We start from the raw sequence: 14741 nt of genomic DNA on the forward strand, positions 1-14741 counted from the left end.
CCCACAGAAATCCGCGAAAAACAAAAAAGGCCCTCACGGGCCTTAGGTCGACGAGAAAAGTCAGCCGCTTACCGCGTCAACTCGGTAAACCCCTCCAGCAACCGCTCGACATCAGCCGCTGCGATCGCGCCCATCGTCGAGATCCGGAACAGTTCCTTCGACAACCCGCCTTGCCCGGCATAGATCACGAAGCCGCGCGCCTTCAACCCGTCGTGCAGCGTCTCGTACGTGACGCCCTGCGGCAGCCGGTACGCGCGCAGCACGACCGACGACGCGCCTTCCGGCAGCACCAACGGCATCCCGCGCGCGGCGAGGCCGACCTGCACCTGATCGGCGAGCGCCTTGTAATGCGCATGGCGCGCACGCCAGCCGCCGGCTTCGTCGAATTCGCGCAGCGCCTCGACGAGCGCGTAGTACGCGTGCACGGACGGCGTGAACGGCGTGTTGCGCTGGTCCTGCAGCTTCGCGAGACGGCCGAGGTCGAGGTAGTACGTGCGGCTCGCGGCCTTCGCGAGCGCGCTGCGGCGCAGGATCACGAACGCCGCGCCCGGCACGCCGTGCAGGCACTTGTTCGCGGTCGCCGCGACCGCGTCGATGTCGCCGCCGGCGAAGTCGATCGCTTCCGCGCCGAAGCTGCTGACGCCGTCGACGAGCAGCTTCACGCCGCGCGAACGGCATACGTCGGCGATCGCGCCGAGATCGTTCAGGCGGCCCGTCGTCGTTTCGTGATGGATCACCGCGACGTGCGAGTAGCCACCCGCGTCGAGGCGCGCGGCGATCTGTGCGAGGTCGGGCGCCTGCATCCATTCATGCTTCAGCACGTCGTGCGCGATCCCGTACTGCGTCGCGATCTGCGTGATCCGCTCGCCGTACACGCCGTTCTCGATCACGAGCAGCTTGCCGTCCCGCGGCACGAGCGCCGCGATCATGCTTTCGACGGCTGCCGTGCCCGAGCCCGTCATCAACACGGCCGCCCATTCGGCCGGATCGAGTTCGTATGCGGCGACGAGGCGCGCCCGCGCCTCATCCTGCAGATCGAAAAATTCGCTTTCGCGGTGGCACAGGTCGGGTTGCAGCAGGCTGCGGCGTACGCGTTCGGTCAGCGTTACCGGGCCGGGGTTCAGCAGCAGCATCAAAGGGCTCCTTCAGCGTGGGCTTCGGCCTGCGCGGCGCCGATGTGCCGCATCAGACGAGTCTTGACTTCCACCGGCGTGACGGTCGGGCGGGGCAGGCCGTCGGGCACGCCGGTGCGGATCGCGAGACGAACGAACCGCACCCCATCGCCCGGCGCAGCCAGCGTTGCATCGAGCACGTCGAGCGTGTCGCCTTCGACCGCCGACGCATAGCCGCATGCGGCCGCGACGCCCGCGAACGACACATGCTGCGACACGGTTGCCTGGCCGCCCGTCGATTCGTGCGCGCCGTTGTCGAGCAGCACATGCGTGAGGTTGGCCGGGCCGTAGGTGCCGAGCGTCGCGAACACGCCCATGCGCATCAGCGCGGCGCCGTCGCCGTCGACGGCCACCACGCGCAGGTCGGGGCGCGCGAGCGCGAGGCCGAGCGCGAGCGGCGTCACGCAGCCCATCGAGCCGACCATGTACAGCTGGTTCGGGCGATCGTCGATCGCGTAGAGTTCGCGGCCGCAGAAACCGGTCGACGCGAGCACGACGGTCGAGTCGACCGGCGTGTGCGCGATCACGTGCTGCAGCGCGTCGTGACGGGTCGGCCATGCATCGGCCGACGCGGCGCGCGATGACGACTGCGCGGCGACATGCGCGCGCGGCTGCGCCGCCGGGTTCGCCTTCAGTTCATACGGCGCGACGCTGCCTTTCTGCATCACGAGCGCGTACGGGCGGCCGGTCGCGTCCATGTGCGCGATCGCGCGGTCGAGTGCCGGGCCGACCTGTTCGGGGTCGGTCGGGAACGTCTCCCACGGGATCTCCATCGTGTCGAGCATCGCGGGCGTGATCGGGCCCATCAGCGCGTGCTGCGGCTCGTCGGCGACGCCCGGCTGGCCGCGCCACGTGACGATCAGCAGTTGCGGCAGGCGGAACGTCCAGGTCAGCGACGTCAGCGGGCTCACCGCGTTGCCGAGCCCCGAGTTCTGCATCATCGCGATCCCGCGCTTGCCGCCGAGCGTCGCGCCCGCGATCAGCGCGACCGCGTCGCCTTCGTTCGCGGCCGACACGTAGTGCAGCGTCGGGTCCTGCAGCACGTAGTTGATGAACGGCGTCAGGTACGAGCAGGGCACGCCCGCGTACCAGTCGAAGCCGCGTTCGCGCGCGGCCTCGACGAACTGGGCCGCTTCGATCATTGCGCGCCCCCGTTGCCGGCGCCCGGTTCGGACAGCGGCGTCTGGCCGTGCGCGAAGTCGCCCGCGCGGCGGAAGTCTTCGAGATCGTTGACGCCGCGCCAGTGGCCGTGCACGTACTGCACCTCGATCTTCTCGCCGGCGGCGATCAGTTCGTTGAGCAGCGACGGGATGTCGAGCGTGTCGAAATCGGCGCGCGCCTGCAGTGTCGCGAGCATCGCCTTCAGGCGGTCGACACCGGCGCCGCGCACGTTCAGCAGGCCGATCCAGCGGCCGTGCGGCGTGCCTGCGGCGACGTCGCTCGATACACGTTGCAGATACGTCTTCTGGCCGAACAGGCCGCGATCGTCCGCAGCCGAGCAGAGCGCGAAGTCGCGCACGCTCTGGTTGGTCGGCTCCGTCAGCGACGAATCGACGACGACGCTGAATTCGGCCTCGCTCTCCGCGAGGTCGCGCAGGATGTAGCTGCGGAACAGCAGGTCGCCGTACGAGATCACGGTGTCACCGGTCAGGCGTTCCGCCGCGCATGCGAGCGACGCGAGCTCGCCCGTCTGCGCATGGCGTTCGTTGACGACGAGCTTGATGCCCGACGTGTCGATCGCGTCGGCGCGATAGCCGCCGACCACGGTGATGTCGTTCACGCCTTGCTTCTTGAAGCCGTCGACGAGCCAGCGCAGCAGCGGCTTGCCGGCGACCGGCAGCATGACCTTGGGTTTGTCTTCGGTGACGGCTTCGAGCCCCTTGCCGCGGCTTGCGGCGAGCACGACCGCCGCGTTCGACGCGCGCGACGACGACGACAGGTAGATACGCTCGGCCGCCGAATATTCGTCGGCGTCCTGCAGGCGGAAGATCTCGTTGACCGACGCGACGCGGTCCTCGACGTTGATCAGCGTTTCGTTCTCGTGAATCTCGCGCGCGACGGCCTGCATCGCGGAAGCCGATGCGCGGATCAGGTGGTTCGCCCAGATCACGGTGCTGATGCCGGCCTGGCGGAACACGTCGGTCGGCGTGCTGTAGTACTTGGTCGGCACGATCACGAGCGGCGCCTTGCCGCTCCATTCGCGCGCGAACTGCAGAATCTCGTCCGGGCGCGACAGCTTGCTGTGGATCAGGATCGCGTCGGCGCCGGCCTCCGCATACGCGTTCGCGCGGCGCAGCGCCTCGTCCATCCCCCAGCCCGCGATCAGCGCCTCGACGCGCGCGACGATCGAGAAGTCGGGATCGGTCTGCGAATCCTTGCCGGCCTTGATCTTGCCGCAGAACTCGTCGATCTCGGCGAGCGGCTGGCGCTCGCCGTCGATGAAGCTGTTCGTCTTCGGGAACTGCTTGTCCTCGATGCAGACGCCGGCGATGCCGCGCTGCTCCAGCTTCCTCACGAGGCGGCGCACGTTGTTGAAGTTGCCGTAGCCGGTGTCGCCGTCGAGCAGGATCGGCAGGTCGCTCGCGTCGGCCATGAATTCGAGCACGTCGACGACCTGCGTCCAGCTGGCCTCGTTGTTGTCGCGTACGCCGAACTGCGCGGAGATCGCGAGGCCCGATGCCCAGATCCCCTTGAAGCCGGCCTCGCGGACGATCCGCGCGGACAGGCCGTTGTGCGCTTCCATCAGGAATTCGAGGTCGCTGCTGACGAGCATGCGGCGCAGGCGTGCGCTGCGCGATTCGGTGAAATTGGGTTCGCGTGCGTTCATCGTGCGGCTCCTGCGGTGGTGCGTTGAATCAGGGGGAGGATTTCTTGGGTGGCGCGTGCGACGTCGTTCGGGAAGTCGATCTCGATCCACGGCGAGCCGGTGACGTCGGCGACGTCGAACGAATGGCCGCCTTCGAGCAGCAGGTCGCGCACGGCTTCCTCGTGCGGCATGTTCGCGCGGCCGCTGTCGACGTAGCCCGCGACGATCGTCGCGAGGCGGCGCGCGGTGCCTTCGGTGAAGCGGAAGAAGCCGACCGATTCGCCGATCGTGTCGTAGTCGAGGTCGACCGCGAGCTGTTTGCGCAGCTCGACCGGAACGCCGTTCTTCACGCACAGCTTGACGGGTTCGTCGCCGGCCTCGAAGTCGCGATCGATCAGCAGGCGATCGACCGCCTTGTCGGGATCGGCCACCAGCGCATGCAGGATGTTCTCGTCATACAGCACGTCGGCGTCCATCAGCAGCACGTCGCCGCCGCGCGTCATCGCATCGGTGACGGTATGCACGGTCAGCACGCTGCCGAGGTCGTAGCGCTCGTTCAGCACGATCTCGGCCTCGCGGCCGAGGCGCTTCAATTCCTGTTCGACCTTCTCGGACTGGAAGCCGAGCCCGAGCACGATCTCGTCGACGCCCGCGGCGTCGAGCACGCGCAGATGGCGCTCGAGCAGCGAAACGCCGTCGAAGCGCAGCAGGCACTTCGGGAATTGCTCCTCGGGCGGTTGTTGCAGGCGCAAGCCGAGGCCTGCCGCAAGAATGATGGCTCGCATGGGTTCTCCAACCAAAAAGCCGGCGGATCTGAACGATCAGTCGGCGAGCGGCTGCGGCGCACGGCGCCGCTGCCAGTTTCTTTCACTGAAATGCAGATAGAGCAGGCCGGGCAGGCCGAGCGCGAGCTCGCGCGCGCGCTTCGCGAGCGACAGCGCGAGCGCCGCGTCGGGCGGCAGGCCGACCAGTGGCGCGAGCAGCAGGTAACCGCCTTCCTGCGCGCCGAGCGAGCCCGGGATCGCGAAGGCCGCGCCGCGGATCGCCTGGCCGACGCTTTCGAGCAGCAGCGCGTCGAGCCAGCTCACCGGGTGCCCGAGGAAGTGCAGCGCGAGCCACACTTCCGCGGTGCCGACGATCCAGCCGACCAGGCTCAATGCGAAGGTCTTCGCGACCCTCGCACGATCGCGGTACAGCGCACCGACCGCGTCGTCGATCGCGTCGGCGCGGGTCGCGAGCGACGACCAGTCGCGCGGGCCGAGCAGCTTCGACGCGAGGCGCAGGCCGCGGCCGAACAGCCCGCGCCGCTGCGCCACGTAGAACAGCGCGGCGAGCGCGCCGAGCACGCCGGTGGCGATCAGCGCGGGGGTGCGCAGGTGCGCGACCGACTCGTGCGTTGCATAGAGGCTGAACGCGGCGATGCCGATCAGCGCGAACGCCATCTGCGCGAGCGCCTGCATCGTCGTGCCGACGGTAACGGCGGCGGCCGCGTCGGCCATCCGCGTGCCGCGCTGCGCGAGGTGGCGCACCATCAGCACGGGGCCGCCGATCTGCCCGGCGGGCAGCAGGCTGTTCACCGATTCGCCGACCCAGCGTGCGCGCAGCGCGTTGCCGAGCTCGGCGCCCGGCTGGCCGCGGCGGAACATCACGGAGATCGCGATCGCGTCGATCACGAGCGGCACGACGTGGAACGCCGCGACGAGCGCGAGGCCCCAGCCGGCCGCGAGGAACGTGGACGCGACCGCGCCGACGCCCTGCCATGCAAGGAGTGCGATGAAGAGTGCCGTCCCGAGGGACAGCAGGATCAGGCCGGCGCGTGTCATGACCCGGTCGTGCGTCGCGTGGCCAGTTGCTTGAACACCTGGCGGAAGCCGAAATACGCGATCGCGTCCTTCATGTTCGAGATGAAGCGCTTCCACGGCCGCATGCCGGGGTTCGTCACGTATTCGAAAGTCAGCGACACGCGCATCTCGTCCTGGCCGAGCGGCGTGATGCGGTGGCGCAGCTTGTCGCCGTCGAACAGCACGATGCCGCCGTCGGCGATCTGCACGGAGCCCGGTTCGTCGGGCACGTCCGGGTTGCGCGTGTGCAGCTCGTAGTCGAGCCGGCACGACGATTCGTCGATCACGCCGATCAGCAGCGTGTAGCGGCGGCCGTCGTAGTACGACGTGTCGTAGTGCCAGCCGATGTGGTCGCCGGGCTTCGTGTAGTAATACAGCGCGTACGCGTGCGGATCGTCGTCCGGCGACAGCATCAGCTTGTCGCCCGTGACCTTCTCGAGAAAGCCGATCAGCGCCTTCGACCGATACAGCTCGGCGATGTACGGCGCCTGCTCGTCGATCGTATGGCGGCTCACGCTGCCGCCCTGCTTGTGGCCGGGCAGGTAATTGCGGTTCAGGCCGGCCTGCATCGCGCGGGCGGCCGCCGCGAGCTTCGCGTGCGCGTCGGCCGGCAGGAACGCGTCGAGGTACAGGAACGACCCCTGGCGCGTGTAGTCGTCGCGCAGGCGGTCGAGGTCGAGATGGCCGACGCAGTCGGCCACGGTGCGATCGGGGGCGGACGCGGCCGCGCGCGCAGGCGCGGGGCGTGCCGGGCTCAGCACGGAGTCGTCGCGCGTGCTCGGAGTCATTTGGAAGCCTGGATTTCGGTTGGGTTTTGAGCGCCCCCGGACCTGTCGCTGCGCGCCAGGCCCCCCGAAGGGGACAAGAAAACTTGGGGCGACCCGGCGTTTTCTTGCGGGAGGTTGCCGCGCCGGACGATGCGCCACCAGTCGATCACGACCCACGCGGCGAACAGCGGGGCGCCGATCGACGCCGCGAGCACGAACGGCTCGACGCCGTCGACGAGCGTCACGATCGGCAGCAGGTACAGCACGTCTTCGGTCTCGAAGCCGCCGGCGAATGCCTGCTTGGTGCCGGCCTTGCCGGCGATCGATTCGATCCGCATGCGCAGGAAGAAGATCAGCGCGACGGCCGCGCCGGCCACCGCGCCGAGCAGCACCGGCGACGCGGCCATCTGGCCGCCCTGGGCGACGATGCCGAGGCCCATGCTGACGAACAGCGCGATCGTCACGAGCGCATCGGCCGCGAGGTCGTAGAAATGACCGATCTTGCTGGACTTGCCGCTGATGCGCGCGAGCTCGCCGTCGGTATGGTCGACGAAGTTCGACAGCACGATCAGGAACGCGCCCGCGTTGCTCCAGCCGAAACCGCCGTGCGCGAGGCACCAGGCGCCGGCGAGGCCGATCAGCAGACGAAGCGTAGTGAGGTGATTCGGGGTGACCGGCGTATCGACAAGCGGTCGGACAAGCGAGCGCGCGAGCCGCGCATCCCAGGTGCGTGGCAGGGGGGGCTCGGAGCGTGTGGCGGTTTTTCTTTGGTCCATCGGCGAAATATATACGGAATTGTAATTTGTTGCTTTTTATTCAATCAATGTCCTGACATACGAGAGTGTTACCGCGTCCTGCGGGTCGCGGCCGGTCGAAAACCGGGCGTGCGAAAGGGCGCGCAAACGCGGCGGCCGAGCCCATGTTCCAGTGTGGTTCGCGTCGCGCGGCTGTCAAGGCCGGACGGGCCTCGAAGGCCGGCGGGGCGGCGCTTTTCGCGCATGCCGGCGGATGGCGCGCGGCGCGTGCGACCTTGACATGGGTCAGGCTCGGAAAGGGTGCATCGGGCGACAATTGGCCGCGCTGCACGCGTATCGGCAATTGCCGATCGATGCGCAGCAAATTGCAATCGAAATCCGGCAATTGATTCGCGAGGGTTGTCGATCGGCGACCGGTCATTCGTCCCGATGCTTTCGCGCACCTTTCGCGTGCATCCGGTTCATTTTGGATCGTCTGTCACAGAACGGTCGTTCGATACCTGGCAAATCCGGCAAGGATCTTTTGCATCCGGCGGACATTTCGCGGCGGTCGCCTCTGCGATACTCCGACCGTGCCTGTGGTGCCGGCCGCTCCTTGCGGCCCCAAGGGCTTCATGTCGCTCAGGAGACACCCCCCGCGACGTCAACGACAGACCAAAGCGTCAGAAACCAGCCATGTCTTCATCACGCATCCTCGCTCCCGCCCTGCGTTCGCTCGTCCGCACCGCCGACGAAGCCGCCGCGCTGATCCGTCCCGGCATGACCGTCGCCATGAGCGGCTTCACCGGCTCGGGCTATCCGAAGGCCGTGCCGGCCGCGCTTGCCGCCCACATCGACGCGGCGCACGCGCGCGGCGAGGACTTCCGGATCAACGTGCTGACGGGCGCATCCACCGCGCCGGAACTCGACGGCGCGCTCGCCCGCACCAACGGCATCTCGATGCGGCTGCCGTACCAGTCCGACCCGACGCTGCGCGACAAGATCAACAGCGGCGAAGTCGATTACCAGGACGTCCACCTGAGCCACGTCGCGCAATACGCATGGTTCGGGCTGTATGGCGATCTCGACGTCGCGATCGTCGAAGTCGCGGGCATCCGCGAGGACGGGCTGCTGATTCCGTCCGCATCGATCGGCAACAACAAGACGTGGCTCGAACGCGCGACGCACGTGATCCTGGAAGTGAACGCGCGCCAGCCGCTCGGCCTCGACGGGATGCACGACATCTATTACGGCACCGCGCTGCCGCCGCATCGCAAGCCGATTCCGCTGACGAAGAGCGACGACCGGATCGGCGAGCCGTACCTGCGCTGTCCGGCCGACAAGATCGTCGCGATCGTCGAGACCGACGCGCCCGATCGCAGCAATGCGTTCTCCGCGCCGGACGAGACGTCGAAGCAGATCGCGCTGCAACTGATCGACTTCCTGCGCCACGAAGTGAAGCGCGGCCGCCTGCCCGAAAACCTGCTGCCGCTGCAGTCGGGCGTCGGCAACATCACGAACGCGGTGCTCGCGGAACTCAGCTCGGCCGGCTTCTCGAACCTGACCGCGTACACCGAAGTGATCCAGGACGCCATGCTCGACCTGCTCGACGACGGCACGCTGAGCTTCGCGTCGGCCACCGCGCTGTCGCTGAGCCCGGCCGCCGTGCAGCGCTTCGCCGACGAGATCGCGACGTTCCGCGAGAAGATCGTGCTGCGCCCGCAGGAGATCAGCAACCATCCGGAACTCGTGCGCCGCCTCGGCTGCATCGCGATGAACGGGATGATCGAGGCCGACATCTACGGCAACGTGAACTCGACGCACGTGATGGGCACGAAGATCCAGAACGGCATCGGCGGTTCGGGCGACTTCGCGCGCAACGGCTATCTGTCGTGCTTCATGTCGGCGAGTACCGCGAAGGGCGGTGCGATCTCGCGGATCGTGCCGATGGCGAGCCACGTCGACCACACCGAGCACGATGTCGCGGTGGTCGTCACCGAGCAGGGCCTCGCGGACCTGCGCGGCCTGTCGCCGAAGCAGCGCGCGCGCAAGGTCATCGCGACCTGCGCTCACCCCGATTACCGGCCGATGCTCGAGGACTACTTCGAGCGCGCGTCGCGCGAAAGCTTCGGCAAGCACACGCCGCACCTGCTCGCCGAAGCGCTGTCGTGGCACGAGCGCTTCGTGCGCACGGGGACGATGAAGGCCTGACGCGGTGCGAAGCGGGCGCGCCGGATGGCTGGATTGAAAACAACGGGAACGTCGGGAGACATGGCACAGGCACGGCGCGTCGCGGGTTTCGGCGACGGCCGGCTGAGCAGGACCCACCCGGCATGGCGCCCGCAAACCGCGTGCTCAACCGGCCAGCGCCGCGAGCGTGAACGCCGCCAGATAGAGCCCCCGCGCTGATCGGCGGCAGGTCGAGCAGGACGTCGGACGGGCTCATCGTGCACGTCCGCGGCGAACGGCGACGGTTGCGCGACGCAGCGGAATACGAGTCGGTTTCAGCGGTTTCATGGCGGCCCACGCTTGTCTTTACGGAGTCGGGCGTCTATCTTGCAACTTCAAGTTCACTTGAGGTCAGGCATGAGCCGTCTGGACATAGCGGAAGTCGCGCGACGCACGGGATTGCCTGCGTCGACGCTGCGCTACTACGAGGAAAAGGGGCTGATCGTCCCGACCGGCCGGCACGGGCTGCGGCGGCAATACGACGAGTCAGTGCTGGAGCGCCTGGCGCTGATCGCGCTCGGCCGCGAGGCCGGTTTTTCGCTCGACGACATCCTCGCGATGGTCGGTGCGGACGGCCGGCCCGCGATCGATCGCGCGAAGCTCGACGGCAAGGCCGACGAACTCGACCGCACGATCCGCCGTCTCGGCGCCGTGCGCGATGCGCTGCGGCATGCGGCCGTGTGTCCGGCGCAGAACCATCTCGAATGCCCGTCGTTCCAGAAGCTGCTGCGCATCGCCGCGCATCGTCATCCGGCGCGCCGCGCGAAGGCGGACGGCGCATAAGCGGCCGGCCCGCGCGATGCGCATGTATCGGCGGGCGGGCATTCCGATTGTCGTTCACGCGCGCTCGTCCGTGCGTGCCGCGAGATCGCGTCCGTGCGCGACGCGGCGTTCGCCGTCAGCGAAGCATCCGACGCATGACTCATCCCGCGTAATACACGCGGCACTCCATCTCCCGCCCGCGCACGATGCGCTTGCCGACGAGCGAGCCGAACGTTTCGGTGAAAACGGTGCGCTGGTGTTCGCACTGCACCGCATCGTAGAAGTAGAGCGAAACCCAGTCCATCGTGTGACCGGATTCCGGCGTGCGCGCGGCGGCGTGCTGGCACAGCGCCGTGAAATGCCAGCCGCCTTTCGTCATGTGCATCACGGGCGGCGGCACGTAGCAGTCGGCGTTCAGGCGCCGATGCACGAGCATCGGCAGCACGCCGGCGGCGGCCTTGTGGCGGTACTGGCGATCGATGTAGAGCAGCAGCTCGACGGGCGGCTCCGTGCCGGGGCCGACGTCCTGCATGTGACCCTGCCAGCGCCGGCGGCGGCTCAGCACGTCGTCGAGCGCGGTGCGGATGCCGACCGCACGCCGCGGGCCGACGCCCGCGATCGTTTCGAGCTGGCCGTTGCGGGCCGCGCGTTCGAGCTCCTCGAGCGTGTCGATGTGCAGCGCGTCGTGAATGCGCAGCGCGAGCGCGTGGCCGATGCCCGGCACGGCCTCGAATGCGGAGATGCGTTCGGTATCGCCGCGCAGCCGGTCGAGCTGGCGCCAGCGCCCCGTCACCAGCAGTTCGGCGATCGCCTGCGCGACGCCCTTGCCGATGTCGGGCAGCGCGCCCAGCGCATTGACGCCACCGGCTTCGAACAAGGTGCGGATGTTGCGGTCGAGTGCATCGACCGCATCGGCCGACGCGCGGTAGGCGGCGACCCGGTAAGGATTCGCGCCCTGGTCGGCGAGCCACTGCGCGGCCTCGCGCAGGCGTGCCGCGATGTGCCGGTTTTCCTCGTACGTTTGGCTGGCGGTCGACTGCATGGAGAGGGACCCGGGGAAGCACAAACGGAATGGACGCGGCGAGCGATGCGCCGGTCGGCTTTTGACCATTGTCGCGACGCGCGGCCAAGACGACTTGACGTACGTCAATGGCAAACGTAGCACAGGCGCGACGCGCACGGTCGTGCCGCATGTCGGCACGACCGTGCGTCGCGCGACGCGATTACGCGTCGAGAAACGACTGCGCGTTCTCGGCTTCGGCAGCCGTGCGCAGCGCGGCGAGCGCACGCTTCTCGATCTGCCGCACGCGTTCGCGCGACATGCCCGCGTCCTGCGCGATCGCGTCGTAGGTATCGGGCTCGGTGCCGCCGAGGCCGAACCGCCGGCGCAGCACGTCGGCCTCGGCAGGCGTGACCGACCGCAGCAGCGACGTCACGCATTCGCGCATGCGCGTGTCGGCCAGTTGCTCGAACGGGCTGGCCGACGTCTGGTCCTCGATCAGGTCCACGAGGCCGGTGTCCGCGTCGGGCAGCGGCGTGTCGAGCGACAGGGGCTCGGCGGGCAGCGCGAGCACCGCGCGCAGCTTGTCCTCGTCGAACCCGGTTTCCGCCGCGAGTTCGGCAGGCGTCGCCTGGCGGCCCGTGCGCTGGCGAAAGCGTAGCGCATGCCGCCGTACACGCTGGTACTGGTCGCCGACGTGCACGGGCACGCGGATCGTGCGCGAGCGATCCGCGACCGCGCGCGCGACTGCCTGGCGGATCCACCAGGTCGCATAGGTCGAGAACTTGAATCCGCGCCGGTACTCGAATTTCTCGATCGCGCGCATCAGGCCGACACAGCCGTCCTGCACCAGATCGGGCAGGTCGATGCCGCGGTTCATGTACTTGCGCGCGATCGACAGCACGAGCCGCAGGTTCGCTTCGAGCATCGCGCGCGTCGCGTCGCGCACTTTCTGCTGGCCGTCGGTCAGCGCCGCCGCGAGGGCACGCCGGGCGACCGTGTCGAAGCAGGCGGCTTCGCCCGCGGCGGTGTCATGCGGGGCTGCAGCGAGCGCACGCACGACGCGGCTTGCGTCGTCGACGGCCGGCGCGACCCACGCGATCGAGCCGAGCAGCGCGGCCATGCGGTTGCGCGCGTCGCGGTATTCGTCCGAACGACAGCCATGCGCAAGCAATGCGCCGCGCAGCGCCGACACGGCGGCCTGCAGCGCGTCGTAGCTGGCGGGCACGGGGGTGTCGCCGTCGTCGTCATCGGACGATCCGGTTGCGCCGGCGGCGCCCGTTGCACGGTGACGCGCAAGCAGCGCGTCGACCGCCGCCGGACAGCCGGCGAGCGCGTGCAGTATCTGGTGGCGGCCCGTCTCGATCTCGCGGGCGAGCACGATTTCGCCTTCGCGCGTGAGCAGCGGCACCGCCTGCATGCGTCGCATGTAGAGCGCGAGCGGATCGGTCGACGCGCTCGTGCCGCGTGCGAGGTCGCCGAGCACGGCCCGGCCTTCGTCGAGCGTGTCGCGATCGACATCGACAGGCGCCGTGCCGGCGAACGGCGCAGGCGCGGCCGGCTCGTCGAGCACGGCGATGCCGATGTCGGCGAGCGCGGCGCGCACGACGTCGAGCGCGTCGGGGCTGTCGCTTTCGGGCGGCAGCGCGTCGACGAGGTCGGCGTGGGTCAGATAACCCTGTTCGCCGGCGAGCGCCAGCAACTGGATGATCGGATCGAGCGGCGTGTCCGCCCGGTGAGTGGGGCGTGGCGTAGTCATGTCGATGGCGGCGTGAGCCGCGCTCCTGTCGGGGGCGGACCGAAGTCCGCCGGTTTCCGGCCGCCGGGTGTCCGCGAACGCTCGTCCGCGCCGGTCAGCCTGACATCGTTCAAGTTGAGGGCATCTGCGCCAACTTCAATGCGGGCGCGGCAGACAGGCAGCATGGGGCATGCCCGCACGACCGTCCGGTGCAGGAAACAAAAAGTAACCGATCATACCCGCGGAAATCTGCAGGGGACGTAAGCTAGAGTCAGGCGCGCGCCCGGCGGCGGCGCGCGGAATCTGCCGGAGCACGAGATGAACCCGATTTCCGCCGCGAGGCCCGCCGTCATCGCGCTGGCCGCGCTGACGCTCGGCGGCTGCTACTACACGAGCCCGTACGGCTATGCGCCTTATTACGCGCCGGTGCCCGCCACGGTAACACAGCGCGAGATCCCGGTTGCGCCGGCCGCGCCCGGTTCGGCCCTTTCGCCGGCGCCCGACACGCCGGCCGACGTCGTTGCGCCGGTGCCGGTGTACGTCGCGCCGGCCTATGTGCCGCCGCCGTATCCGTACTACTACCCGGCGTACTACCCGGGCTGGTACGGGCCGCCCGTCTCGATCGGCTTCTGGGGCCGTTGGGGCGGCGGATACTGGGGCGGGCGCGGCGGGCACTGGCATCGTCCGTGGGGCGGCGGGCATTGGGGTGGCGGCCACCGGGGCGGCGGCCATCGGCACTGACGGACGCGCGGCGGGGCCGCGCGGGAGAGCATCATGAGGAACACGATTGTCCGAAGTCTGTGCGTCGTCCTGCTTGGCTTCGCGGCCGCGCCGGGCGTCGCCGATGCGCAGAGCAGCGCTTACACGAACTCGCCGGCCGAGTTGTACGCCGGGCCGGCGCCCGATTATCCGGTGGTCGCGCAGATCCCGCCCGACACGGCGCTGGACGTATTCGGCTGCCTGAGCGACTACTCGTGGTGCGACGTCGCGCTGCCGGGCGTGCGCGGCTGGATCGATGCGCAGTTGCTCGAGTATCCGTACCAGGGCAACTACGTGCCGTTGCTCGAATACGGCGCGATCATCGGTGTCCCGGTGACCGGATTCGCGATCGGCGCGTACTGGGATCGTTATTACCGGCACCGTCCGTGGTACCACGACCGCGATCGCTGGGAGCATCGCGCGGAACCGCGGCTCGGCCCCGGCGGGTTCCCGCCGGGACAGGGCCGTCCGCAGCCGGGCGGGCCGAGGCAGGTCGCACCGGGCGGCCCGCCGCAGGGGCAGCATGATGCGCGGCCGTCGGCCACGCGCGGCGGCTGGAACGGCGCGAACCGCACGCCGCCGCCGGCACCTGCGCCCGCACCGATGCCGGGCGCAGCGGGCAATGCTCGTCCGGCAAGCCCGCCGCCGGCCGTATCGCGTCCGTCACCCGCACCGGGCGGTGAAGCCCGGACGATGCCGCCGCCGGTGCGTCAGGGAGGAGGCGGAGGAGGTGGTGGTGGCGGCGGTTATGCGCGGCCGCAAGGCGGTGGAAACGGCGGCGGTAGCCACGGCGGTGGTGGAAGCGGCGGTGGACCCGACGAATTCCGTCACTGACAGCGCCGGCGTCAGCCCCGCGGTTTCTCCGCGCGCAGGACGAAAAAAAACCGCTCCGGAGAGCGGCTTCTGGATCGGGCGAGCGGGCGGTTGCGTGGC

The 14741-nt window shown here is 69.1% G+C and carries 14 protein-coding genes; 4 read left to right on the forward strand and 10 right to left on the reverse strand.

The window, feature by feature from the left end:
* Positions 1-68 precede the first annotated feature (68 nt).
* The 8 genes from OEJ37_RS13650 to OEJ37_RS13685 are packed head-to-tail and all read right to left on the reverse strand — an operon-like array spanning position 69 to position 7762.
* Positions 69-1133, reverse strand: a complete 1065-nt coding sequence (locus OEJ37_RS13650) for a 2-aminoethylphosphonate aminotransferase (RefSeq protein WP_263344552.1) — start codon at positions 1131-1133, stop codon at positions 69-71.
* The gene (aepY, locus tag OEJ37_RS13655; protein WP_175917810.1) at positions 1133-2314 is read right to left on the reverse strand and encodes a phosphonopyruvate decarboxylase; all 1182 of its coding nucleotides are present in this window, start codon (positions 2312-2314) and stop codon (positions 1133-1135) included. The genes OEJ37_RS13650 and aepY overlap by 1 nt, the downstream gene beginning before the upstream one ends.
* On the reverse strand, positions 2311-3999 hold the full coding sequence (gene aepX / locus OEJ37_RS13660; RefSeq protein WP_174420981.1) for a phosphoenolpyruvate mutase: 1689 nt from the start codon (positions 3997-3999) through the stop codon (positions 2311-2313). Before aepX ends, aepY begins: the two co-directional genes overlap by 4 nt.
* Positions 3996-4763 (reverse strand): phosphocholine cytidylyltransferase family protein, encoded by a 768-nt coding sequence (locus OEJ37_RS13665; RefSeq protein WP_263344553.1) that lies wholly within the window; start codon positions 4761-4763, stop codon positions 3996-3998. The genes aepX and OEJ37_RS13665 overlap by 4 nt, the downstream gene beginning before the upstream one ends.
* 36 nt (positions 4764-4799) lie before the next feature.
* Positions 4800-5801 (reverse strand): HpnL family protein, encoded by a 1002-nt coding sequence (locus tag OEJ37_RS13670; RefSeq protein WP_111018262.1) that lies wholly within the window; start codon positions 5799-5801, stop codon positions 4800-4802.
* Positions 5798-6607 (reverse strand): 2OG-Fe(II) oxygenase, encoded by an 810-nt coding sequence (locus OEJ37_RS13675; RefSeq protein ID WP_175941864.1) that lies wholly within the window; start codon positions 6605-6607, stop codon positions 5798-5800. Before OEJ37_RS13675 ends, OEJ37_RS13670 begins: the two co-directional genes overlap by 4 nt.
* Positions 6604-7362, reverse strand: a complete 759-nt coding sequence (locus OEJ37_RS13680) for a CDP-alcohol phosphatidyltransferase family protein (protein WP_174420977.1) — start codon at positions 7360-7362, stop codon at positions 6604-6606. The genes OEJ37_RS13675 and OEJ37_RS13680 overlap by 4 nt, the downstream gene beginning before the upstream one ends.
* Positions 7363-7402: 40 nt before the next feature.
* A complete protein-coding gene (locus OEJ37_RS13685; protein WP_263344556.1) occupies positions 7403-7762 on the reverse strand; it encodes a hypothetical protein in 360 nt (119 codons plus the stop codon).
* 254 nt (positions 7763-8016) lie between these two features.
* On the opposite strand from OEJ37_RS13685, the gene OEJ37_RS13690 reads away from it, so the two are divergent.
* Positions 8017-9531: an acetyl-CoA hydrolase/transferase family protein gene (locus OEJ37_RS13690; protein ID WP_174420976.1), complete on the forward strand. Its 1515-nt coding sequence runs from the start codon at positions 8017-8019 to the stop codon at positions 9529-9531.
* Between the two features lie 375 nt (positions 9532-9906).
* Complete coding sequence (locus OEJ37_RS13695) at positions 9907-10332, forward strand: helix-turn-helix domain-containing protein (protein ID WP_174420975.1); 426 nt, start codon at positions 9907-9909, stop codon at positions 10330-10332.
* 139 nt (positions 10333-10471) lie between these two features.
* Here OEJ37_RS13695 and OEJ37_RS13700 read toward each other — a convergent pair whose 3' ends face one another.
* Positions 10472-11353 carry a helix-hairpin-helix domain-containing protein gene (locus OEJ37_RS13700; protein WP_174420974.1) on the reverse strand — a complete coding sequence of 294 codons (882 nt, stop codon included), beginning with the start codon at positions 11351-11353 and terminating at the stop codon, positions 10472-10474.
* Positions 11354-11534: 181 nt separating this feature from the next.
* Positions 11535-13070, reverse strand: a complete 1536-nt coding sequence (locus tag OEJ37_RS13705) for a sigma-70 family RNA polymerase sigma factor (RefSeq protein WP_174420973.1) — start codon at positions 13068-13070, stop codon at positions 11535-11537.
* Between the two features lie 297 nt (positions 13071-13367).
* Between OEJ37_RS13705 and OEJ37_RS13710 the strand changes: the two genes are divergently transcribed.
* Both OEJ37_RS13710 and OEJ37_RS13715 read left to right on the forward strand, forming a co-directional pair.
* Positions 13368-13790, forward strand: a complete 423-nt coding sequence (locus OEJ37_RS13710) for a hypothetical protein (RefSeq protein WP_263344557.1) — start codon at positions 13368-13370, stop codon at positions 13788-13790.
* 33 nt (positions 13791-13823) lie between these two features.
* Entirely contained in the window at positions 13824-14642 is an 819-nt protein-coding gene (locus OEJ37_RS13715; protein WP_174420971.1) for an SH3 domain-containing protein, read from the forward strand.
* Positions 14643-14741: the final 99 nt, after the last annotated feature.

Origin of the sequence: Burkholderia sp. BKH01, assembly GCF_025685725.1 — a bacterium.
In the GTDB taxonomy this organism is placed as follows: Bacteria; Pseudomonadota; Gammaproteobacteria; order Burkholderiales; family Burkholderiaceae; genus Burkholderia; species Burkholderia pyrrocinia_C.

What these genes read in the sequence shown, in the direction of transcription:
- OEJ37_RS13675 (WP_175941864.1), bottom strand. Translation starts at nt 6,607, where the DNA reads ATGACTCCGAGCACGCGCGACGACTCCGTGCTGAGCCCGGCACGCCCC.
- OEJ37_RS13715 (WP_174420971.1), top strand. Translation starts at nt 13,824, where the DNA reads ATGAGGAACACGATTGTCCGAAGTCTGTGCGTCGTCCTGCTTGGCTTC.
- OEJ37_RS13700 (WP_174420974.1), bottom strand. Translation starts at nt 11,353, where the DNA reads ATGCAGTCGACCGCCAGCCAAACGTACGAGGAAAACCGGCACATCGCG.
- OEJ37_RS13665 (WP_263344553.1), bottom strand. Translation starts at nt 4,763, where the DNA reads ATGCGAGCCATCATTCTTGCGGCAGGCCTCGGCTTGCGCCTGCAACAA.
- OEJ37_RS13695 (WP_174420975.1), top strand. Translation starts at nt 9,907, where the DNA reads ATGAGCCGTCTGGACATAGCGGAAGTCGCGCGACGCACGGGATTGCCT.
- OEJ37_RS13680 (WP_174420977.1), bottom strand. Translation starts at nt 7,362, where the DNA reads ATGGACCAAAGAAAAACCGCCACACGCTCCGAGCCCCCCCTGCCACGC.
- OEJ37_RS13710 (WP_263344557.1), top strand. Translation starts at nt 13,368, where the DNA reads ATGAACCCGATTTCCGCCGCGAGGCCCGCCGTCATCGCGCTGGCCGCG.
- OEJ37_RS13650 (WP_263344552.1), bottom strand. Translation starts at nt 1,133, where the DNA reads ATGCTGCTGCTGAACCCCGGCCCGGTAACGCTGACCGAACGCGTACGC.
- OEJ37_RS13685 (WP_263344556.1), bottom strand. Translation starts at nt 7,762, where the DNA reads ATGACCGGTCGCCGATCGACAACCCTCGCGAATCAATTGCCGGATTTC.
- OEJ37_RS13705 (WP_174420973.1), bottom strand. Translation starts at nt 13,070, where the DNA reads ATGACTACGCCACGCCCCACTCACCGGGCGGACACGCCGCTCGATCCG.
- OEJ37_RS13670 (WP_111018262.1), bottom strand. Translation starts at nt 5,801, where the DNA reads ATGACACGCGCCGGCCTGATCCTGCTGTCCCTCGGGACGGCACTCTTC.
- aepY (WP_175917810.1), bottom strand. Translation starts at nt 2,314, where the DNA reads ATGATCGAAGCGGCCCAGTTCGTCGAGGCCGCGCGCGAACGCGGCTTC.
- aepX (WP_174420981.1), bottom strand. Translation starts at nt 3,999, where the DNA reads ATGAACGCACGCGAACCCAATTTCACCGAATCGCGCAGCGCACGCCTG.
- OEJ37_RS13690 (WP_174420976.1), top strand. Translation starts at nt 8,017, where the DNA reads ATGTCTTCATCACGCATCCTCGCTCCCGCCCTGCGTTCGCTCGTCCGC.